The sequence below is a fragment of the Tolypothrix tenuis PCC 7101 genome, from assembly GCF_963874875.1.
Lineage (GTDB): Bacteria > Cyanobacteriota > Cyanobacteriia > Cyanobacteriales > Nostocaceae > Aulosira > Aulosira tenue.
Genome location: NZ_CAWNJS010000001.1, coordinates 5,186,037 through 5,208,335 on the forward strand (window position 1 = coordinate 5,186,037; position 22,299 = coordinate 5,208,335).

The following is a 22,299-nucleotide window of genomic DNA, read 5'->3' on the forward strand; positions in this document are numbered from 1 at the left end:
TTAAAATCTCTAGCAGATGAGTAAGTAAAATGACATGAGTGAAACCACAGAGACGATTTTCAGTAAAATCATTCGTCGGGAAATTCCCGCCGACATTGTTTATGAAGATGATTTGGCTTTGGCGTTCAGAGACATTCAACCCCAAGCACCAGTTCATATTTTGGTGATTCCCAAAAAGGCGATCGCTAAATTAGCTGATGCGGAATCTCATGATCATGCTCTTTTAGGTCATCTTTTGTTAACCGTTAAGCGTGTTGCTGAAAAAGTAGGATTAGAAAATGGTTATCGGGTTGTCATCAACTCCGGTGCTGATGGCGGACAAACTGTCTACCATTTACATCTACATATTCTAGGAGGACGGGAAATGAAATGGCCTCCTGGTTGATAAGCGGCAGAGGGGCAGGGGGCAGGGGGAGGTAAAATGATGGATAATTGATTTTCTGGAAGTCCCTTATCGTAAGGGTGCAAGCGCTTGCGCCCTTACTAAAAAATATTCTTTTAAACTGAATTCATCTAAAATCTCGGAAGATTGCTAACATAACTCTGTATATATATAGTGAAAACGGATTGTGACTGTAAAACCAGACTGGTTGCGGGTAAAAGCGCCTCAGTGGGAGCGCGTTGGGAACGTTAAAGAAATTTTGCGGGATTTAGCGCTCAATACGGTTTGTGAGGAAGCGTCCTGTCCGAATATTGGCGAGTGTTTTCAAGCTGGTACTGCCACATTTTTGATTATGGGCCCTGCTTGCACTCGTGCTTGTCCCTACTGTGATATCGATTTTGAAAAAAAGCCCAAACCTTTAGACCCTACAGAACCAGCACGTTTGGCAGAAGCCGTGCGCCGGATGCAACTCAATCACGTAGTCATCACCTCTGTAAACCGAGATGATTTACCTGATGGTGGCGCATCGCAGTTTGTGCAATGTATTGCCGCAGTTCGGGCTGTCTCACCCAAAACTACAATTGAGGTATTAATTCCTGACTTGTGCGGTAATTGGGATGCTCTGGAAATAATTCTCCAAGCTGCACCCGAAGTATTAAACCACAATACAGAAACCATCCCCCGTCTGTATCGTCGTGTCCGTCCCCAAGGTAACTACGATCGCACTCTGGAATTACTAGCGCGATCGCGTCAACTTGCTCCTTGGGTATACACTAAATCTGGCATCATGGTGGGACTTGGCGAAACTGATGCCGAAATTCGTCAGGCAATGCAAGACCTACGTGCCGTAGATTGCGATATCTTAACGATTGGGCAATATCTCCAACCCAGCCAAAAACATTTACAAGTCAATGATTTTGTCACCCCAGAACAATTTGCCGCATGGCAAGCCTTCGGCGAAGAACTGGGATTTTTACAAGTTGTCTCTTCTCCCTTGACAAGAAGCTCTTATCATGCAGAGCAAGTACGCGAATTAATGCAGCGTTACCCCCGGAGTAGGGGATGAGGGAGATGAGGCAAGGGGGCAGGGAGCAGGGAGCGGGGGAGAAAAACTGCTTCAGTTCTCAATGCCCAATGCCCAATGCCCAATGCCCAATGCCCAACACCAAATGACCAATAACCAATAACCAATGACCAATGACAATTCACAATCTGTAGCAATTTTGGGAGCAGGTGCTTGGGGAACAGCACTGGCGAATTTGGCTGCGGCTAATGGTCATCAGGTACGGGTTTGGTCGCGTTGGGGAGAGGAAACACTGGAAGCAGTGTTAGAAGATGCCCAAATTATCCTTTCCGCTATCTCAATGAAAGGTGTCAGGGATGTAGCGGCTCAAGTCAAGTCTTTACCTGTCTCTCCGGAAACAATTTTTGTGACGGCTACCAAGGGTTTAGAACCAGAAACAACCTGTACGCCGTCGCAAATTTGGCAATCTGCTTTCCCTGACAATGCAGTTGTTGTTTTATCTGGCCCCAATTTATCGAAAGAAATTGAAATGGAATTACCAGCTGCAACTGTAGTCGCTAGCAATATTTTTACAGCGGCTCAAGCCGTGCAGCTGGTATTTTCTTCTAATCGCTTTCGGGTATATACCAATCCCGATCCGGTGGGAGTGGAATTAGGCGGAACACTCAAGAATGTAATTGCGATCGCAGCTGGTGTATGTGACGGTTTACAATTGGGAACCAATGCCAAAGCTGGTTTAGTCACCCGTGGACTTACAGAAATGGTTCGCATCGGTAATTTCTGGGGTGCGAAAACGGAAACATTTTATGGTTTATCAGGTTTAGGAGATTTGCTAGCAACTTGCAACAGTCCCCTAAGCCGTAATTATCAAGTTGGTTACCAGCTAGCTGCTGGCAAAACGCTCGAAGAAGTCCTTTCCCATCTCCAAGGAACTGCTGAAGGTGTCAACACCTGTCGAGTGTTGATGCAACGAGCCAGACAGCAGAATATTCCCGTACCAATTACCGAGCAAGTTGATCGATTACTTCAAGGTAAAATTACACCCCAACAAGCCCTTGATGAATTAATGCTACGTGACATCAAGCCTGAGTATCATTTTGAGGATGGGAATTAGGGACTGGGGATTGGGTACTGGGGATTAGGGACTGGGGATTGGGTACTGGGTAACAAAGAGACCAGGAAAAACAAATGCTTATTCCCATTACCAATTACCTATTACCTATTACCCAATGCCCAATGCCCCATGCCCAATGCCCCATTCCCTACTCCTTATAAATACTGAACTGGTAATTGCTAGGTATTAGCACTTCAGCGTTCTTACTAACGCATTGCCGATGACAATTACCTCAATACTTACCAAATATTCCCTAGAGAAAAATTCGTAATTTGTCAGGATACAACGTTTTGAGTGGTGTAGATATGACTATGCCGATTATGAACATCATTTTTACTGAAATATGTTTATACATTGTTACTTTTGTAACATTAAAATCTCATCAAATTTAAAATGTTGAAAAGCTAATTCAAAACTTAAAAGCTAGCTGTAGAAATGAATAGCTATTGGTTCAATGAAAGAACTACAGCAGCCTACTATTTCAGTAGTTATGTAACAAAAACAACTATCACAGTTTTTTTGAAAAAAAATTCAAAAAAAACCGTAATAGAATCCTCAACCGTGTTAGTTCTTCGTAAATCACGGGAACAATAGCAACAGTTGAATAGCTGACCATTAATTTTAGCTGACCGTAATCTATTGTTACCTGGAGCCATTGAGACGATATTTATGCCAGCAACATCTTTTTACGCAGATGCCCCCTACAACGCACAAAAATCTCAGCAAATCTTAGACCCAGATCTCACGGTTGACGATCATGAGTTGCCTTTAGATGATTTGCAAGATTTAGAGTTGGCTTCTGTTGATCCCGCGAGTTTCGCTGCTAGCACCAACCGTCGGAGTACGGATTTAGTACGCCTCTATCTTCAAGAAATTGGTCGGGTACGCTTATTAGGGCGAGACGAAGAGGTTTCAGAAGCTCAGAAAGTCCAACGTTATTTGCGGATGCGGATAGTACTTGCTAATGCTGCCAAGCAAGGGGATGCAGTCATTGAGCCTTATCTGCGATTGATTGAAGTCCAAGAACGTTTAGCATCTGAACTGGGACATCGTCCATCTTTGGAAAGATGGGCTGCTACTGCTGGTATCAACTTGTGCGATCTCAAGCCTACTTTATCTGAAGGTAAGCGTCGCTGGGCGGAAATTGCCAAGATTACAGTGGAAGAATTGGAACAAATTCAGTCCCAAGGACTCCAGTCTAAAGAACACATGATCAAGGCGAATCTGCGCTTGGTTGTGTCTGTTGCTAAGAAATATCAAAATCGCGGATTAGAATTGTTGGATTTAGTCCAAGAAGGCACACTTGGCTTGGAACGCGCTGTAGAAAAATTTGACCCAACTAAGGGTTATCGCTTTAGTACTTACGCTTACTGGTGGATTCGTCAAGGTATTACCAGAGCGATCGCTACTTCTAGCCGGACAATTCGCCTTCCTGTCCACATTACTGAAAAGCTCAACAAAATCAAAAAAGCTCAACGCAAAATTGCTCAAGAAAAAGGTCGGACTCCGACTTTGGAAGATTTGGCTGTTGAGCTAGAAATGACACCAACTCAAGTTAGAGAAGTTTTGTTACGGGTTCCTCGCTCTGTTTCTCTAGAAACCAAAGTAGGAAAAGATAAAGATACTGAGTTAGGCGAATTACTCGAAACTGATAGTGTCACCCCAGAAGAATTATTAATGCGCGAATCTTTGCAAAGAGATTTACAGCATTTATTAGCAGATTTAACCAGCCGCGAACGTGATGTGATTCTGATGCGGTTTGGTTTAGCAGATGGTCATCCCTACTCTTTAGCAGAAATCGGACGTGCGCTGGATTTATCACGGGAACGTGTACGCCAAATCGAATCTAAAGCTTTGCAAAAGCTACGCCAACCAAAGCGTCGTAATTTGATACGCGACTATCTGGAATCCTTGAGTTAGTTAATTTTCAGGAGTTAATTAATTTTAGATTTTAGGTTGACCACCATCACTGTTGGTATTTAGCACAAGGATTTTAAATTTTGGATTTACTCCGCCTACTAAGGGCGGGATAGAAACTGAAAAAAATCTAAAATTGGCAATCTAAAATCTAAACTTGGCATAGTCAATAATCAATAGTAACTATTACAAAATGTAATCTATAGATTGTTGACTCTGAACTTTTTATTGGTCACAAATTTTCCCGATCCCCAACGCCAAAATCTCTCTTTAGGTTATGGCAAATAATTTTCATCTAAATAGCTTTGAGTTTTGTAAACTCTATATACATAAGACTGTATGGGCGGGGATCGCCTATTATTTTTGGTGTGTTAAATTCTCATGAATTCTGCTTCAGTCTTTAGTAAATATTCTCAATAAGCAACGATTGTTGCAAATACCTCAAAATATTTGCTATATTCTCAACTATGAGGCTTTATTGAGAAAAATTAGTATGACTGTTTACACTTCTACTTCACTAAAAGCGGAATTAAATGACCGGGGTTGGCGTTTAACTCCTCAGCGTGAAACAATTCTACACATTTTCCAAGAACTTCCGCAAGGCGAACACCTCAGTGCTGAGGATCTTTATCATCGCCTAGAAACTGATGGTGAAGGAATTAGTCTGTCAACTATTTATCGGACTTTAAAGTTGATGGCTAGAATGGGGATTTTGCGGGAATTGGAACTGGGGGAAGGACATAAACATTACGAACTAAATCAGCCCTACCCCCATCACCACCATCACCTCATCTGTGTGAGATGTAACAGTACAATTGAGTTCAAAAACGACTCAATTTTGAAAATTGGGGCGAAAACTGCCCAGAAAGAAGGTTTTCATCTGCTCGACTGTCAAATGACTATTCATGCAGTTTGTCCCAAGTGCCAAAGAGCTTTGATGCCGTTATAGCACCTGGGTGAGATAACTAAGCGGAGTCTGAAATAAACCCAATCAATGGAATTTTGAGCTATTTCTCATTCGCTGTTATCGGAGGTAAGGAATCATTTGGGGACTCTTAGTGTTAATACCTAAGCGGATGCTAAAAGCGTCCGCTTCTAATATCCTTGAGACTGATACCGTAAAACTCTTGGGCTTGTTTAATGGCTTTTTTGGTGTCATCTGCCATTACACCATTGAGTTGACCTTTGTAGAAACCTTTTTCTTGTAGTCGTCTTTGAATTTCCAAAACACTAAATTCACTCTTAGGAGTGTTAGTCACTAAGCTATATAACTTGGCTCTGGTAGTTGGGCCAGCTATACCACTAGGTGCTAAATAATTAGCGGCTTGAAATCGGCGCACAGCATCTGCGGTATTGGGGCCAAAATAGCCATTTGGTTCTCCCTGTAAATAGCCAGCTTTGATCAAGTGATCTTGCAGAACCCGAACTGGTTCACCGCGATCGCCCATCCGCAATTTATCGCGATCGGCTACTGGTTTAGGAGCATCCTCTCCATCACCAACACCAAGGGGTGGTAATTTCCTCGCTGTTGCTGGGCCCACAACACCATCAGCATCTAGGTTATAAGCTGTTTGGAATCTTTTCACAGCTTCTTCTGTAATTGGGCCAAAAATTCCAGTGGCGTTACCGTAATAAAAGCCAGCAACTCGCAATCTTTCTTGTAAAACTCTCACAGATTCACCTTCATCACCTTTGACAAGGTAATTGGGATTGCTGCGCTTATTGGTTGTTGCAGTTGTTGTTGGCACAACGGTAGGTTTTTTAGCGCTTGTATTGGTGGTAGCTGTTTTTTTCGGTTGTGTACTAACAGCAGTTGTTCTAGTAGCGGTTGTATTTGTACTAGTCTTCTTCGCTGGTGTGGTTGTACTTGCAACTCTGGGTCGCCAGTTGTCTAATTTTTGTAAAGTGGTTGTACTTACGATCCCGTCTACTGGTAAGCCAGCAGCTTTTTGGAAGCGGCGCACAGCATCTTCAGTAGGGAAGTCATAAATTTGTGTAATGGGAGCTTGATAAAAGCCTACTTGTTTCAACTTTTGTTGTAGATTCCTGACAGATGGGCCTTGATCGCCGCGTTCCAGTGCCAAGGCACTACTAACAGCACTGAGAATCGACAAAGTGAGGGCAAGAGGTAACATATATCGCCAAGCCCTGCTAGAAAGCCGTTTCCAGTCTGGTGTTGCTGCTGTGTTAAAAAAATCTTTCAGAGAAACCAATTCACTGGATTGGCTATCTTCATAGGCAAAAGCTAGATGGAAATACGCGAGGTTGTCCATATGGGGTTCCTACACCACTTATTTTTCTTCAATTGCTGCTTCAGCTTGATGTACTAAGGCTCGTAACATTTCCAATGTTTGTGTATTTACATCCTGCCATAAACTGCGCTTATGTGCTTCCAATAATTTCTCAGCAATATCACGCAAAGCCCACGGATTTTTTTGGTGAATAAATTCTTCCACAGCAGGATCGAGCAAATAAGTATTTACTATACCTTGATACATATAATCTTCGACACATTGAGTTGTGGCATCGTAGGCAAAAAGAAAATCTACTGTCGCGGCCATTTCAAATGCTCCTTTATAGCCGTGGCGCATTACCCCAGCAATCCACTTAGGATTAATAACGCGAGAACGATATACCCGGGCAATTTCCTCTTTGAGTTGGCGGACTTTTGGTTGAGCAGTATTAGAATTATCACCAAAATAAATTTGCGGATTCTGTCCTTGAAGAGAACGGACTGCAGCTGTTAAACCACCTTGGAATTGGTAATAATCATCAGAATCGAGTAAGTCATGTTCGCGGTTATCTTGGTTATGCAGCACAACTTGTGTTTGCATCAAGCGTTGCTGTAAGGCTTCGGGGGCGGAGATGGGGGACTGGGTATTGGGGACTGGGGACTGGGTATTGGGGAGTATACTGCTTGAAGTATAAGCGTAAGAACTCCAGTTGATGTAGGCGCGGGCTAAATCTTGGTCATCTGTCCAATTTTGCGATTCCATGAGGCCTTGGAGTCCAGCACCGTAAGCACCTGGTTTAGAACCAAAGATGCGATAGAGCGATCGCATTTGTGCTTCCTCTGAAGTTAATCCTTCTGCTTGCCAAAAATCAGTATCTTGTTTCACTTGCGCTGCGAGGGGGTTTTGTTCTGGTGGTTCATCTAAGGCGGCTACGGCTTGCACGGCTGAGTCAAATAAATCAATCATATTGGGGAAAGCATCGCGGAAAAATCCCGAAATTCGCAATGTGACATCAACACGGGGTCTTCCTAAAACCGACAACGGTAAAATTTCAAAATCTACTACTCGCCTAGCTGCACCATCCCATACAGGCCGCACGCCTAACAGCGCTAAGGCTTCCGCAATATCATCACCACCAGTTCGCATTGTTGCTGTGCCCCACACTGATAATGCAAGTGTTTTGGGATACTCACCATTGTCTTGGGTGTAGCGCTCAATAAGAGTTTCGGCTGCTTTTCTGCCGATATCCCAGGCTGTTTCGGTGGGCAGGGCACGAATATCGACAGAGTAAAAGTTTTTACCAGTTGGTAATACTTCCGGGCGACCGCGTGTAGGTGCGCCAGAAGCAGCACTCTGGACATATCTGCCATCTAACCCGCGTAATAAGTTGGTGATTTCTTGCTGAGTTTGTTGTAATGCGGGGAGGAGTTTGAGGGAGATCCAGTTGAGAATTAGGGGGACTGGGGATTGGTGATTGGGGACTGGGGAATAGGAGATTATGAGTTGCTCAACTAGGCAAGCGGCGTGTTCTTCGAGGATTTCTACAGCATCGCCGTTGGTGTGGCAAGATTTCAGCTTGGTGACAAGATGTAAAGGTGCGAGGCTAGATTCTGGTAGGGTAAATTGGTCGCTGAAATTGGCGGTGAGGGGGTCGAAATCTAAACTCCATTCTGCAGCTAAGGCGCGAGTAATACCGATGGAATAGCGATTGGGGATGCGTGCGATCGCTACTATTAAATCGCGTAATTGTTGCCCTTGGGGACATTGCCCAAAAATGTGTAAGCCATCACGAATTTGGGCTTCTTTTAATTCACAAAGATAGCCATTGATGGAATTTAAAATTAAATTTTCAAAGTTTAAAATGTCTTGTTCATTGGTAATTCCTAAGTCTTGATGTAAATTCTCTTGCAGCATTAGTTCACGAATGCGATCGCGAATCATTGGTAATCGCACCGGATCTAAACTTTCCGCTTCGTAATACTCATCAATTAAATTCTCTAACTGTTGCAGTGAACCATAGAGTTCTGCCCGCGTCATCGGTGGTGTTAAATGGTCGATAATTACGGCTTGACTGCGACGTTTAGCTTGTGAACCTTCACCTGGATCGTTGACGATAAACGGGTAGAGGTGAGGCATTGGCCCCAAAGCCACTTCAGGATAACAATTACTTGATAAAGCTAAACTTTTACCGGGAAGCCACTCAAGATTGCCATGTTTTCCGACGTGAACAATAGCATCCGCACCAAAACATTCCCTTACCCAATAATAAAAAGCTAAATAATTATGAGTTGGTTCTAAATCCGGTGCATGATAATTCAAACTAGGGTCAAGGTCATAACCTCGTGATGGTTGAATGCCTACAAAAATGTTACCGAGTTGAAGGCCGGAAATTGGGAATTGGGTGTTTGGTAATTGGTAATTGGTAATTGGTAATGGGACATTTTTTGTTTCTCCCTTATCCCCCTCATCTCTCTCATCTCCCTTACCTTCCGTCCCCCATCGCTGAGTGATACCCTGCTGTACGGCTGATGGCAAATTAGCGAAATAGTTTTGGTATTCTGCTACAGAAAGACTTTGCTGAACTGCGCGCCAATCCCTACCCTCTGGATCGTTGGTTACGCCAGATGTGAGACGTTGAATTAATTCATCACTGTGAACAGGTAAATTTTCTAGGTGATAGCCAGCTAATTGCAAGGCTTGGAGAATTTCTACACAACTAGCTGGGGTATCTAATCCCACACCATTAGCGAGTCGTCCATCGCGGTTGGGGTAATTGGCGACAATTACGGCAATACGCCTTTCTTGGGGTGGCTTGGAACGTAAGCGTACCCAATTAGCTGCTAGTTGAGTCACGAACTCAATGCGATCGCTTATTGGTTCATAAACTACCACATCGGTTTCTAAATCTTGATTGCGCGTTTGCACTGTTTTAAAAGATACAGCGCGGCTAATGATTCGCCCATCTACTTCTGGTAATGCCACATTCATCGCAATATCGCGGGGAGAAAGCCCTGCCATTTGTGATTCCCACTGCTCAACTCCTCCGCCACTGAGAATAACTTGTAACACTGGCACATCCAATTTTTCCCAAAGTTCAATTTGGGGTGTTTCAGTTTCTAAGCGCGCCAGAGAAAAGCTAGTGGTATTAAGCAGTACTGCAATTTGTTCTGAGTCCTTGGGTTGGAAAAATTCGCTCAACTCTTCTTGAATATCCGGTTCGCGCAATGAAGAAACAAACACAGGCACAGGCTGTAAATTTTTCCGTATCAATGCTTGACATAAACTATCAATTACTCTGGTATTGCCAGAAAGATAGTGAGCGCGGTAGAACAGAATGCCGACTTTGGGCATGGGGCATGGGGGATGGGGCATTGGGCATGGGGCATTGGGCATTGGGCATTGGGCATCACTTCTTTCTCCCTCATCCCCAATCCCCAGTCCCCAGTCCCCAGTCCCCAGTCCCCACTCATAAAACCCAATTCGCGGCACTAATTCCGGTGCTGGAGGATTAAAAGAAGTTGAAAGGCAAGTATCAGAAATAAACTGGAGTGCGTTAACAAAATTCTTTACACCACCTTGGCTAAAGTATTGCCATACTTGGTTCACAATATCTAAAGGCACGCTAGACTGAGAAACTAAATGGGGATCAAAAGCATCATCCCCTGGCATTACAATGAGGTTTATACCATTACTTTGAACAATTTCTTGTACTACTTCTAAACCGTAAGCCCAATAGGAACGTCCTCCTAATAGGCGCACAATAATTACTTGAGCAAGTTCTAAAACTTCCTCACCATAACTGTCTATACTTATTTGTTGTTGTAACTGCAACAGGTTGGCAACTCTTAATGCAGGAAACGTCGCAGGTAATTGGGGAACCGCAGCTGCCAGGGTTTGAATGTCTGTATCAGCAGCCGTAATAAACACAAAGGGAGCTGGAGTTTGTTCTATAAATATCAAGTCTTCTGACTGATTCCATCCTCCGGATGTGGCACTTACACGATGCATAATTCTGTATTACCGTCTTAAACTGTTGATTAGAACACAAAAAAATCTTTGAGCGTTAGTAGCTAGCCTCTCACACCAGACTTTTAACAATGCTTAGTTCTCCTGATTTGAGCTTCTCTCGAACCTTACCCTTAGATACATTTAATCAGCTTGGGGAATTGTTACAACAGATGGCTCAAGCAGTGGGAAGTGCAGCTTTGGTGCTGACAGAAGCGGTGTTGGCAAGGATTCGCGTCCCTGCTGAGTGGCAAGAGCAACGTTTTACATTGCTGGTTTCTGAGGGGTTTAGTGCGCTGTTAATGGGAAATTTTACCCAGAGGGAACAGCAGTCATTAGGTACGGAGGTAAGAGGAGCTAGCTTTACAACAGGAACAAATTCCACTAATAGTTTCTCCAACTCTGGTAACCAGCCCAAGCAACCTTCCTCTACATCGCAGCTTACCAGTATTTCCTATTCTCAGGATGCTGCAGAGCTTAATACTAGGTTGACATTTAATTGCGAAGCGATCGCATCTTTCCTGGTAAGATTGCGAGATTTGTTTGATGCTGATTCTTATACTTACCAAAATCTGCAACGTTATAGTCAAATTCTCCGTACTAATGATGCTACGCTCCAAAGTCAATTTACGCTGTTGTTATTAGAATATCTCTTACCGCAACACAATCAGCAGGTAGATTTAACACAAGCTTTCAATGAGCCTCATGCTTATATTTGTCAACCTGTAGAAGATGCACTGAAAAAACAGGTTGCTCAAGAACGGCTGTTGAATCAAGTTACAAACCAAATCCGCAGAAGCCTGGATTTATCTGTGATAATGACAACGGCGCTCACACAAGTGCGTGAGTTTTTAGAATTAGACAGATTAATAATTTATAGATTTGAGGATGCAAGAGCCACAAATACTTCATACAACTTTGATGCTGCATACTTAAATAGTGATAATTGCCGTACCTGGTTTGGTAATCAACCAGAAGAACCTCCCCATCAACTCAACGGACAATATGCACTGTCAACACCAATCAATCCCCAACCCCCACTACAAGATTATCAACTACATGGGGGTTGTATAGTCTATGAAGTCCGTGCTAATGAGGCAATTCCTTCTGTTTTGAATTATCGGGAAGAAACTTGCTTTGTACATCACTCCCAATGTTGGGAGAAGTATCGCCAAGGTTTTACCTTAGCGGTGGTTGATGTGGAAAAAACTTACAGCCTGGAACAGTGTTTGTTAAATTTTTTAAGGGAAGTTCAGGTACGGGCTAAGGTAGCTGCCCCAATTATGTTTGAGGAAAAACTTTGGGGACTGCTAATTGCACATCAGTGTCACGATCCACGAGAATGGACTGAAAACGAGAAAAGTTTGCTGACTGCGATCGCAGAACAATTAGCGATCGCTATTCACCAAACAGAGTTAATGCGATCACTCAGGGAAGCTGCACTAACGCTGACACAAGAAAAACATACTCTGGAACAACGAGTAGTTGAACGTACAATGGAGCTACGCGATGCTTTACTCGCCGCCGAAGCTGCTAGTCGCCTGAGAAATGAATTTTTGGCGACTATTAGCCATGAATTGCTTACACCCTTAACTTATGTCATCGGGATGTCTTCCACTCTGTTACGCTGGCCCTTGGGTGAATTGAGCCAACGTCAACGAGATTATCTCCAAACCATCCATGACAGTGGCGAACATTTATTAGAAATGATTAATGACATCCTCGATTTATCCCAAATTGAGGCAGGCAAAGCAGTTTTAAATATTACAGAATTTTCCTTAAGAGGTATAGCAGAAAGTACGCTAAAAACCTTAGAAGACAGGGCAAATCAGGTACAGTTGCAGCTGACACTGGATTTGCAAATCGATCCCAGACGCGATCGCTTTACCGCCGATGCTACTAGAATCGAGCAAATTATTTCTAATTTATTAACAAATGCCATTAAATTTACCCCGAAAGGCGGCAATGTTACCTTACGGCTGTGGGTAGAAGAAGAGACTGCCATCTTCCAAGTAGAAGATACAGGTATTGGCATTCCAGAAGAACAATTACCCCTACTGTTTGAAAAATTTCAACAACTCGATACACCCTATCGCCGCCGCTATGAAGGTACAGGATTAGGTTTAGCCTTAACGAAACAATTAGTAGAACTCCATCGTGGGCGCATTGAAGTAGAGTCTACTGTAGGCATCGGTTCAATTTTTACCGTCTGGATACCAGCGCAGCCAATGACGGCGTGTAAGTCGTGATTGGGGACGAATCAATTCAAAATTCAAAATTCAAAATTCAAAATTAAATAACTTTTAGAGATTGGGATGAGGGAGATGAGGGGATCAATTACCAATTACCAATTACCAATTACCAATTACCAATTACCCTATGCCCTATGCCCCATGCCCCATGCCCAAAAGGTTTAATTGTCTCTTGCCAAGCTCCTGTTGATTCACCGTTGCATCAACCGCTAGTCATTGCGGCGATGGCACAGGCTGCGGTGAATAATGGTGCTGTTGGGGTGCGGATAGATACCCCCAGTCACATTCAAGCTGTGCGTGCTTGTGTGGATGTGCCGATTATTGGACTATGGAAGCAAGTTATAGCTGGCTACGATGTCTACATTACCCCTCAGTTTCACCATGCCGTAGCTGTGGCGGCGGCTGGGGCTGATATTATTGCCATCGATGCCACAATGAGAAGCCGCCCTGGTGATGAGCAATTAGCAACGATAATTGCCAAGATTCATCAAGAATTAAATAAGCCAGTTATGGCAGATGTCGATACAATTGAGGCGGCAAAAGCAGCAGTCAATGCTGGAGCAGATATTGTGGGAACAACTCTTTTTGGTTACACAGCCGCAACCAAAGATTTTACGCCTCCTGGATGGCAACTCCTGAGCCAGATGGTAGAACAGCTAAATATTCCCGTGATTTGTGAAGGTGGGATAGCTTCACCCCAAATGGCTCGCCAAGCCTTAGCTTTAGGGGCTGATGCTGTTGTCGTTGGTACTGCTATTACTGGGATTGACATTCAAGTCAGAGCCTATAAATCAATGATGAGTTCTGAAGAATTATGAAAATACTTGTACTGAATGCCGGATCTAGTAGTCAAAAAAGTTGTCTTTATGAAATCAAAGATGATTTTCTCCCCAAACAAGCACCTCAACCGCTTTGGGAAGGCAAAGTCAACTGGACGAAAGAGCAAGGTGTCGCAGAAATTCAGGTGAAAACTGCTACAGGTGAAGTGCTGGAAGAATCAATCTATGCGGACTCGCGACAGGCACATGTCACCTATATGCTTTACACTCTGACTCGCGGTGCTACCAAGGTAATTGGTAATCTGTCAGAAATCGATGTGGTAGGTCATCGTGTAGTACATGGTGGAGAAGATTACCGTAAAAGTACGGTGATTAACGAAGATGTGAAAAAAGCGATCGCTCAACTCGCTACTTTAGCACCCATACATAATCCGGCGGCTGTGGAAGGGATAGAAGCCATTGAGCAAAGTTTGGGTGATGTGAAGCAGGTAGCAGTATTTGATACCGGATTCCATGCCACTATCCCTGATGCTGCGGCAATTTATCCCGGCCCCTATGAGTGGGTGGAGCAAGGTATCCGCCGCTATGGGTTTCATGGTATCAGTCACCAATACTGCGCTCAACGTGCGGCTGATATCCTGGGGCGAGATTTAGCATCATTGAAATTAATCAATTGTCATTTAGGTAACGGCTGTTCTTTAGCAGCAATTCAAAACGGCCGCAGCATTGATACGACTATGGGCTTCACACCCTTAGATGGGTTAATGATGGGTAGTCGTTCCGGTTCCATCGATCCGGGGATTTTAATTTACCTGCTACGACAATCTAATTATTCTGCCGAAAGTCTCGATTATGTTCTCAATAAATCTTCCGGTTTACGTGGAATTTCTGGTGTATCCAGCGATTTGCCAGAAGTGATTGCGGCGATCGCTCAAGGTAATTATCGTGCCCAGTTAGCTTGGGATATGTACGTGCATCGCTTGCGTGCTGGCATTGGTTCTATGCTTGCTAGTTTAGGGGGTTTAGATGTTCTAGTCTTTACCGCAGGTGTCGGTGAAAAATCCCCTGGGATTCGCCAAGCTGTTTCCGAAGGCTTTGGATTTTTAGGGCTGAAAATCGACCCGCAGAAAAATCAACAAAACCCCGTTGATATCGACATCGCCACCCCAGAATCAACAATACGGGTTTTGGTGATCCATACTCAAGAAGATTGGGCGATCGCACAACAATGTTGGTTGCTTTTAAATACGTAAAAATAGCACTTGTAATCTTCACGTAATTATTGCTCTGCGTTACCATTAGCCTTGGCTGTTGATTTTTGTTGTGCTGTAATTAGATATACCAGTCAATGCCTTGAGATATTGTAGTTTTTTGGTGGAAGTTGTCAATTGAAATAGGGGATAGGGAATTAAAAAATATACTAGACTCTTGTGCAGACGCGATGAATCGCGGCTGTGCATCTCTTGACAACCCCCACCAATCAATATGCAATTTTTATGCATTACAGCTGACAAATAATCTCCAGCTAATAAGGTCAGTCAATCACAATGTTTGCTTTATATCGTGAAACTGTAAATACATTTTTGACAATTATTGCCTGTATTCTAGGAATTGGCTTGATGCAATTGCCGCGAATGCACAGCTTTTTAAATAACCAAGAAACTGCTTCTGTAGAAGCGCTAGAAAGAGAAATTAAAGCAGAACAAGTGCGATTAAATTTTTTCAGACAAACGCCCAGCTTTGGCTATGAAAATTTGATTGCTGATTGGGTATATTTAAATTTTCTCCAATACTTTGGTGATGAAGAAGCACGTGATAAAACGGGTTATACAGCCAGTCCTAAGTATTTTGAAGTGATTCTCGGCCATAATCCCAGATTTCTAGATGCTTATTTAGGTCTATCTGTTAGTACTTCTCTTTATGCAGGTTTACCTGAGCGTTCCATAGAATTAATGGAACATGGGTTACAATTTTTATCGCCTCAAGTCCCAGATAAAGCTTATTATGTATGGCGTTATAAAGCTATCGATGAATTATTATTTTTAGGTGATGCCCAAGCATCTAAAAAATCTTTAATGAAAGCTATAGATTGGGCTAGCACTTATCAAGATGAAGAAAGCAAGAATGTAGCTAAAATTTCCGAAAGAACTGTTAAATTCTTAAGAACTAATCCTAATAGTAAACATGCTAGAATTTCTACATGGGTCATGGTATTAAATAACGGAGTTGATAAAAACACGCAACAAAGAGCAATTAGAGAAATCGAAGCTTTAGGCGGCAAAGTCGTTAAAACTCCAGAAGGTAATAATCAAATTCTATTTCCGCAAAAAGATTAAATTTGGAGTTTGTTAAGGAAGGAGTCCCAATGAAAAAAGTTTCACCACTAAGTATCAGGACTTACGCAACTGGTACACCAAACTTCTGGTTTAAGAGTCAACAGTCAAGGGTCAAGTGTCAAAAATTCAGGTTTTTTGGACTTTTGACTCTTGACTCTTGACAGCCTAAACGAGAAAAATGTGACACTTGCGTAAGTCCTAAGTATGTAAGTAATTCTTACCTGTTCCCTGTTGCTCGTTAAGTCCTCCCTGTCAAATTAGCTATCACTGCGACTAATTCAGCAGGATTAACGGGTTTGGGAATATGGAGTTGAAAGCCGGCTAATAAGGCTTGTGTGCGGTCTTCTGACCTGGCGTAAGCTGTGAGTGCGACGGCGGGTATTCTTCCTCCTTGTTCTGGAGGTAGGGCCCGGAGTTGGCGAATTAGGACATAGCCGTCTTCTTTTGGCATTCCGATATCACTCACCAGGACATCAGGGTGGAATTGTGGCACAGCAGCTAGGGCCTCAGTGGCGGATGCAGCTGTCATGACTTGGGCACCATAGGGTGATAAAACTGTGGTGAGTAATTGTCTCGCGTCTGGTTCATCATCCACAACTAGCACGCGTACACCATTTAGGGTTTGTGGTTCATTGGGGCGATCGCTGTTGATGAGGGGTTCGCGGTGGGGTGAGGTGGTATTATTGATAGCAACTGCTTTCATGGGTAAATTGACAGTGAAAGTTGCACCTTTACCAATTCCTAGACTTTCCGCCGATACTGTGCCACCGTGTAATTCTACCAAATGACGGACAATCGCCAGCCCTAATCCTAAGCCGCCATGCGATCGCGTGCTGGAACTGTCGGCTTGGCGAAAGCGGTCAAATACGAATGGTAGGAATTCTGGGGGAATACCGCTACCGTTATCGCTGACGCGAATTTGCACACGAGAATTAATCCGTTGTAGTTGTACTTCAACTTTGCCGCCTTTGGGTGTAAATTTGACAGCATTGGAGAGCAAATTCCAGATAATTTGTTGTAAGCGGTTGACATCAGCGATGACAATGCCGACATCTGGAGCAAATCTGCATTCGATCCGAATTTCTTTAGCATCAGCGGCCGGATATACAGTCTCAATGGCTGCTTCTACAAGTGGTACTAGTTCTACTTGCTGCAGATTTAAAGAGAGCTTACCTTGGATAATCCGGGAGACATCCAAGACATCTTCAATTAGTTGCGCGAGAGATTTAGTATTGCGGTCAATTGTTTCTAAGGCGCGAGCTGTGGTAGTTTCATCAAATCTGCGGCTTCTGAGTAGCTGCGTCCAGCCTAGCATGGCGTTGAGGGGGGTACGCAGTTCGTGAGAAAGTGTGCCGAGAAATTCATCTTTCATGCGGTTGGCTGCTTCGGCTTCGGCTAGTAATCTTTCCCGTTCTTGCTCTGAGAGTTTGCGATCGGTAATATCAATCATGAAGCCATGTAATATCTGCGGTTTCCCTTCTTCCCGCAATACATTCACAATGTCATATATCCAAACAACTCTGCCATCTGCTGCCAACATTCTATATTCAAATTCATAATTATCTAATGTCAGCGATGATTCTATACAATACTGTACTGCCCATTCTTGATCGTCTGGGTGAATATGTGCTTGCCAAAAATTATCTGCGTACCAATCTATGACAGGATAACCAAGAATTTCTTCACTTTGCGGCCCAACATAAGTAAAATTTCCAGTTTGAGCATCAGCCTGCCAAGGAATTACTCGCGCTTTTTCTGTGAGTTTGCGGAAGCGTTCTTCACTTTGTTGTAGAGCTTTTTGGGCTTGTTTACTTTCAGTAATATCGCTAATTAAGGCAACAAAGCCTTCTACTGTTCCATCGGGGCTAAAGTGGGGTACATAGGCACCCTGAATATAACGACTGCTACCATCTGGGGGACTAATTTCTACTTCGTAGGTTACTGTTTCTCCTGATAATACTGTTTCGATATAAGGGCGAATTGTCTTGTAAGTGGCTTCACCTACCACTTCTTTGATATGTTTTCCGTGGAGTTCTGAGCTTGCTACTCCATACCATTCTGCATATTTTTTATTATTAAAACGGTAGCATTGTTGATTATCAATATAAGAAATAAATACAGGAACAGCGTTAGTAATTAAGCGTAATTGTTCTTCTTTTTGACGTAATATTGCTTCTATTTGTTTAGGAATAGTTAAATCTAAATAAAAGGTGATAATTTCTTCTGGTTCGCTCGCCGATGCTTGGATTAAGGCACTACCAATAAGAATGGGAATGCGGGTACCATCTTTGCGGATAAATTCCTTTTCAAATGGAGCCGCGACTCCATGATTTCTCAGTTCTGTAATTGCTTGGTTATCTAAAGATAGGTATTCTGCGGGTGTAATGTGATTGGGGTGAATTGTACCAGCAACCATATCTTCTATGGTGTAACCTAGCATTCTGAGGAAATATTCGTTGGCGTATTTGATGTTTCCCTCAAAGTCAGTGCAAGCAACACCAAAAATATTCGATTCTACTAACCGCCGAAAGCGTTTTTCACTTTCTAGGAGTGCGGCTTGCGATACTCCTAAAGCTGCGGCTGATGTTTCGGCTGCATTTCGCGCCCGATTGAGCGATCGCGTAATCCCAAATAAAATAAAACTAATGACTACACCCGTAAAGCCAATATAAGGCACCAAATTTCTAGAAGATAGTAAATCCATCTCTGGCTGAGACTGGAAAACTATTGTCCAATTACGTCCAGCAATTTTGATAGTGTGAGTGGTTTGAAATTGGGGGTGGGAAAAGGAATTGTTAACCGTAGAATTACTTTTAGAGGTGTGTAATAAATTGTTTGGCTTAATTTCTTTGCCATCATAAATGTCAAAATTGACTAGAGGCTGTTCTCCGCCAAAAATTCCTTGTAGTAAATCGTCAGCACGATAGGGACTGTAAATAAATCCGAGTAAATTTGCTTGGCGCTCACCAATTGTATTAGGTATAATTCCTTGACGATAAACTGGAATGTAAATGAGAAAGCCAGCTTGTTTGTGCTGATCGATTTCCTGTACTAACGTCACCTTACCAGATGCTGCGACTGTACCACCATCTCGAGCGCTTTCCATCGCTGCACGTCGCACTACTTCGGTATACATATCATAACCAATGGCGGCTTGATTGCGCCGATCCAGAGGTTCTAAGTAAATAATGGAGTGGTACTCATTGCGGTTATAATTCGGTCGCAGGTTAAAGTTTTTCACTCCCTGCTTTTGCATATCGTTGAGTAATCCAGGTAATTCTTTTGCACTAACTCGCTTGGAAAATCCAATTCCCTGAATTCCCGGATAACGTTCTTTTAAGTTCAATCGTTCCACAAAAGCGCGAAATTCCGCGAGACTGACATTTTCATTCGCTGCAAATAAGGCGCTACCTGCACGTAGCAAGGTGATATAGGTATCTAAACGACTTTGAATATTGTCTTGAGTGCGAGTAACTGCATTTTGAAACCGCAACTTATCTTGAGTCGCCGCTGTGATTTCTAGTAAACCTGTTGCTCCCGCAGTTAGTAACAGCGTTCCTAGTAAAACTACATAAGAAGTCCAAGCCGGAAGCTGATTTGCGGATTTCCATGATAAGTGCGATCGCATAGAAAAATTTTACTAATCAGAATTTACATACAACTGATAAAATTCAAATAGAAAAAACACTCTTCTTTCAATCATTAAATTAAAAATCCAGAGAATTAGCATTTGATTTTTAGCAGAATGCTGAATAAAAGCTTCATCCTCAAAAAAATATACTTATCATCCAAATTATCACAGGCTAGAGTGTGAACAAATATGTATTTCTTGCTTGATGATAGATTCACACCTATGATGACTCGCTTAAATTAAGAGCCAATATTTACGGGTTATGCATCTATCTAAAGAAGTAACAGAAGATTTTATATAGTATGGTAGTGACCGCTTAAATAAAATAATTTTTACTTATTTATTAATCGATCATCAAGCCATCAATTAACAAGTAAAAATCTAATATTGCTATAAGAATAATATAACACGGTGTAAATAAAGCAAGTATTTCAACCAGTCACCAGCTTTGTGATAGAAATTTTTGGCGTTGTTGATTGATGGGATAATTAAACCTGCATTTATCACAAACAGCAGATATGACAGATGTCAATACTTGTCGGTTAAGGGAAAAAGGGGAAGGGGAAAAGGGGCAAGAAAAAACCTTTAACCCTTACCCTTTAACCTTTTCCCCAAACTAAATTCCGAGTTGAAAATCCTTAACCGAGCAGTATTGTAACAGATGTAGGTTGGGTTAAGCGCAGCACCACCCAACATGGATTTTGAGAGATTAACCAAGATTTCGGCGTTGGGTTTCCTTCCGTCAACTCAACCTACTAATCTGATGAGAAATGGGGTTTTCTGCTTTGACTCAATTTAGCGGAAATCATCTAGATTTTGTAGGTTTTAAGCATTACTAAAATCTTACTAAGGGTAAATGGCTAAGAACAATCAACACAACTATGCACATTTTGCGTTATGAGTAATGAAATATGAAAATCTAGGTATAAACTGAGTTATCAATGGCTCGCACTCCCACACTCACTTTCGATCGCGGTACACTCATCATACATCCACCACCACGGGGTAAAGCCTGGATGGATTATGCCACATGGGATGACCGGGTGGAAAAGTTCCGCTTACCAGCAATTCAATATCGTTCTGTGGTAGAGGCGCTACAAGCGGAAGAGGTTGATTTTATTGATGAGGCGAAGGAATTTTATCCCTTAGATTTGGTGGTTACACTGGAAATGGAACCCTATCCCCACCAAAGTGAGGCGTTAGCGGCTTGGAAACTCGCCGGGAGACAGGGGGTAGTAGTGCTACCAACGGCGGCGGGAAAGACTTATTTAGCACAGATGGCGATGCAAGCCACACCCCGCAGCACATTGATTGTGGTACCGACTTTGGATTTGATGCATCAGTGGTATGCTCATTTGGTAGCAGCCTTTCCCGATGCAGAGGTGGGTTTGTTGGGTGGTGGTTCTAAAGATAAAACACCAATTTTAATTGCTACTTACGATAGCGCAGCAATTAATGCGGAAAGCTTGGGAAATCGCTATGGGTTGATAATTTTCGATGAATGCCATCATTTACCTACAGATTTTAGTCGTGTGATTGCCGAATATGCGATCGCACCCTATCGTTTAGGATTATCAGCAACTCCCGAACGCACCGATGGCAAACACGCTGATTTAAATATCCTCATTGGTAGAGAAGTATATCGCAAACGCGCTGAAGATTTAGCTGGGAAAGCCTTAGCAGAACATGAAATTGTGCAAATTAAGGTGAAATTATCCCAACATGAGCGAGAAAAGTACAACCAATTAATTCAAACGCGCAACGATTTTTTACGAGACTCGCGGATTTCGTTAGGGAGTATACAGGGTTGGCAGATGTTTGTGCAAATGAGCGCGCGATCGCAAACTGGACGTAGAGCTATGTTAGCACACCGGGAAGCCAAGGAAATCGCCTTAGGGACTGATGGGAAGTTGCGAATTTTAGCCAATTTATTAGCGAAACATCATCCTGAGAGAATTATTATTTTCACTGCTGATAATGCTACTGTTTACCGCATTTCTCAAGAGTTGCTGATTCCGGCAATTACTCATCAAACTCCTGTAAAAGAAAGGCATGAAATCTTAACTAAATTTCGGGAAGGTGTATATAACACCTTAATAGCTTCCCATGTGTTAAACGAGGGTGTTGATGTGCCAGCAGCAGCGATTGCCATTATTTTATCTGGCACTGGTTCAACAAGGGAATATATTCAACGTTTGGGAAGAGTTTTAAGGAAGGGAAATATTGCCAATAAACAGGCGATTTTATATGAAGTAGTCGCTGAAGATACGAGTGAGGAAAGAACCTCGGCGCGGCGGAGAGGGATGGAGAAGAGTAACGAACCGCAAAGGCACGAAGAACGCAAAGGGAAGACAGGAAAGAAAGGTCATTTGCAAGTTGTATATGGAACTGGTAAAGAAAAAAGTACTAAAGCTGCGGAACAGTTAGAAATCAATTATTCTACAAAACGCAACGAAGACTCATCTGATTTAACATAATTGCAATTTAAGTAAGTCGGTGAGAATAAACCTAACTATGTAACAGAATTTAAAATCGGCATAACCCTTGCGATTTATACCCTTTGCTACGCAACGCTAACGCGAACGGGAACGCTTCTCTTGCGGAGACGCTACGCGAACGCTAACA

13 protein-coding genes are annotated in these 22,299 nt (G+C 42.8%); 10 read left to right on the forward strand and 3 right to left on the reverse strand.

Annotated features, from left to right (window positions below):
• Positions 1 to 34 precede the first annotated feature (34 nt).
• The 5 genes from AACU25_RS20465 to AACU25_RS20485 all read left to right on the forward strand — a co-directional run bounded on the left by AACU25_RS20465 (position 35) and on the right by AACU25_RS20485 (position 5,386).
• Entirely contained in the window at positions 35 to 385 is a 351-nt protein-coding gene (locus AACU25_RS20465; protein ID WP_096578766.1) for a histidine triad nucleotide-binding protein, read from the forward strand.
• 184 nt (positions 386 to 569) lie between these two features.
• Positions 570 to 1,448 (forward strand): lipoyl synthase, encoded by an 879-nt coding sequence (lipA, locus tag AACU25_RS20470; RefSeq protein WP_096578768.1) that lies wholly within the window; start codon positions 570 to 572, stop codon positions 1,446 to 1,448.
• Positions 1,449 to 1,572: 124 nt separating this feature from the next.
• Positions 1,573 to 2,520, forward strand: coding sequence for an NAD(P)H-dependent glycerol-3-phosphate dehydrogenase (locus AACU25_RS20475; RefSeq protein ID WP_096578770.1), 948 nt, complete (start codon positions 1,573 to 1,575; stop codon positions 2,518 to 2,520).
• A 669-nt stretch (positions 2,521 to 3,189) separates the two neighbouring features.
• Positions 3,190 to 4,440: an RNA polymerase sigma factor SigC gene (sigC, locus tag AACU25_RS20480; RefSeq protein ID WP_096578772.1), complete on the forward strand. Its 1,251-nt coding sequence runs from the start codon at positions 3,190 to 3,192 to the stop codon at positions 4,438 to 4,440.
• A 490-nt stretch (positions 4,441 to 4,930) separates the two neighbouring features.
• Positions 4,931 to 5,386 carry a Fur family transcriptional regulator gene (locus tag AACU25_RS20485; RefSeq protein ID WP_045873270.1) on the forward strand — a complete coding sequence of 152 codons (456 nt, stop codon included), beginning with the start codon at positions 4,931 to 4,933 and terminating at the stop codon, positions 5,384 to 5,386.
• A 130-nt stretch (positions 5,387 to 5,516) separates the two neighbouring features.
• Here AACU25_RS20485 and AACU25_RS20490 read toward each other — a convergent pair whose 3' ends face one another.
• Together AACU25_RS20490 and cobN are read right to left on the reverse strand one after the other, a co-directional pair.
• The gene (locus AACU25_RS20490) at positions 5,517 to 6,710 is read right to left on the reverse strand and encodes a peptidoglycan-binding domain-containing protein (RefSeq protein ID WP_096578774.1); all 1,194 of its coding nucleotides are present in this window, start codon (positions 6,708 to 6,710) and stop codon (positions 5,517 to 5,519) included.
• 18 nt (positions 6,711 to 6,728) lie between these two features.
• Positions 6,729 to 10,679 carry a cobaltochelatase subunit CobN gene (gene cobN / locus AACU25_RS20495; protein ID WP_096578776.1) on the reverse strand — a complete coding sequence of 1,317 codons (3,951 nt, stop codon included), beginning with the start codon at positions 10,677 to 10,679 and terminating at the stop codon, positions 6,729 to 6,731.
• A gap of 89 nt (positions 10,680 to 10,768) precedes the next feature.
• On the opposite strand from cobN, the gene AACU25_RS20500 reads away from it, so the two are divergent.
• The 4 genes from AACU25_RS20500 (at position 10,769) to AACU25_RS20515 (ending at position 16,043) form a co-directional block, all read left to right on the forward strand.
• Entirely contained in the window at positions 10,769 to 12,925 is a 2,157-nt protein-coding gene (locus tag AACU25_RS20500; RefSeq protein WP_096578778.1) for a GAF domain-containing sensor histidine kinase, read from the forward strand.
• 137 nt (positions 12,926 to 13,062) lie between these two features.
• Entirely contained in the window at positions 13,063 to 13,746 is a 684-nt protein-coding gene (locus tag AACU25_RS20505) for an N-acetylmannosamine-6-phosphate 2-epimerase (protein ID WP_096578780.1), read from the forward strand.
• Positions 13,743 to 14,960, forward strand: coding sequence for an acetate kinase (locus AACU25_RS20510; RefSeq protein ID WP_096578782.1), 1,218 nt, complete (start codon positions 13,743 to 13,745; stop codon positions 14,958 to 14,960). The genes AACU25_RS20505 and AACU25_RS20510 overlap by 4 nt, the downstream gene beginning before the upstream one ends.
• A 294-nt stretch (positions 14,961 to 15,254) precedes the next feature.
• A complete protein-coding gene (locus AACU25_RS20515) occupies positions 15,255 to 16,043 on the forward strand; it encodes a hypothetical protein (RefSeq protein WP_096578784.1) in 789 nt (262 codons plus the stop codon).
• A 238-nt stretch (positions 16,044 to 16,281) separates the two neighbouring features.
• Here the strand turns inward: AACU25_RS20515 and AACU25_RS20520 are convergent, their stop codons facing one another.
• Positions 16,282 to 19,671 carry a hybrid sensor histidine kinase/response regulator gene (locus AACU25_RS20520; RefSeq protein WP_096578786.1) on the reverse strand — a complete coding sequence of 1,130 codons (3,390 nt, stop codon included), beginning with the start codon at positions 19,669 to 19,671 and terminating at the stop codon, positions 16,282 to 16,284.
• A 944-nt stretch (positions 19,672 to 20,615) separates the two neighbouring features.
• On the opposite strand from AACU25_RS20520, the gene AACU25_RS20525 reads away from it, so the two are divergent.
• The gene (locus AACU25_RS20525; protein WP_096578788.1) at positions 20,616 to 22,151 is read left to right on the forward strand and encodes a DEAD/DEAH box helicase family protein; all 1,536 of its coding nucleotides are present in this window, start codon (positions 20,616 to 20,618) and stop codon (positions 22,149 to 22,151) included.
• The last annotated feature ends 148 nt before the right edge of the window (positions 22,152 to 22,299 follow it).

What these genes read in the sequence shown, in the direction of transcription:
- AACU25_RS20485 (WP_045873270.1), top strand. Translation starts at nt 4,931, where the DNA reads ATGACTGTTTACACTTCTACTTCACTAAAAGCGGAATTAAATGACCGG.
- AACU25_RS20490 (WP_096578774.1), bottom strand. Translation starts at nt 6,710, where the DNA reads ATGGACAACCTCGCGTATTTCCATCTAGCTTTTGCCTATGAAGATAGC.
- AACU25_RS20510 (WP_096578782.1), top strand. Translation starts at nt 13,743, where the DNA reads ATGAAAATACTTGTACTGAATGCCGGATCTAGTAGTCAAAAAAGTTGT.
- AACU25_RS20515 (WP_096578784.1), top strand. Translation starts at nt 15,255, where the DNA reads ATGTTTGCTTTATATCGTGAAACTGTAAATACATTTTTGACAATTATT.
- AACU25_RS20505 (WP_096578780.1), top strand. Translation starts at nt 13,063, where the DNA reads ATGCCCCATGCCCCATGCCCAAAAGGTTTAATTGTCTCTTGCCAAGCT.
- AACU25_RS20465 (WP_096578766.1), top strand. Translation starts at nt 35, where the DNA reads ATGAGTGAAACCACAGAGACGATTTTCAGTAAAATCATTCGTCGGGAA.
- cobN (WP_096578776.1), bottom strand. Translation starts at nt 10,679, where the DNA reads ATGCATCGTGTAAGTGCCACATCCGGAGGATGGAATCAGTCAGAAGAC.
- AACU25_RS20525 (WP_096578788.1), top strand. Translation starts at nt 20,616, where the DNA reads ATGGCTCGCACTCCCACACTCACTTTCGATCGCGGTACACTCATCATA.
- AACU25_RS20475 (WP_096578770.1), top strand. Translation starts at nt 1,573, where the DNA reads ATGACCAATGACAATTCACAATCTGTAGCAATTTTGGGAGCAGGTGCT.
- sigC (WP_096578772.1), top strand. Translation starts at nt 3,190, where the DNA reads ATGCCAGCAACATCTTTTTACGCAGATGCCCCCTACAACGCACAAAAA.
- AACU25_RS20520 (WP_096578786.1), bottom strand. Translation starts at nt 19,671, where the DNA reads ATGCGATCGCACTTATCATGGAAATCCGCAAATCAGCTTCCGGCTTGG.
- AACU25_RS20500 (WP_096578778.1), top strand. Translation starts at nt 10,769, where the DNA reads ATGCTTAGTTCTCCTGATTTGAGCTTCTCTCGAACCTTACCCTTAGAT.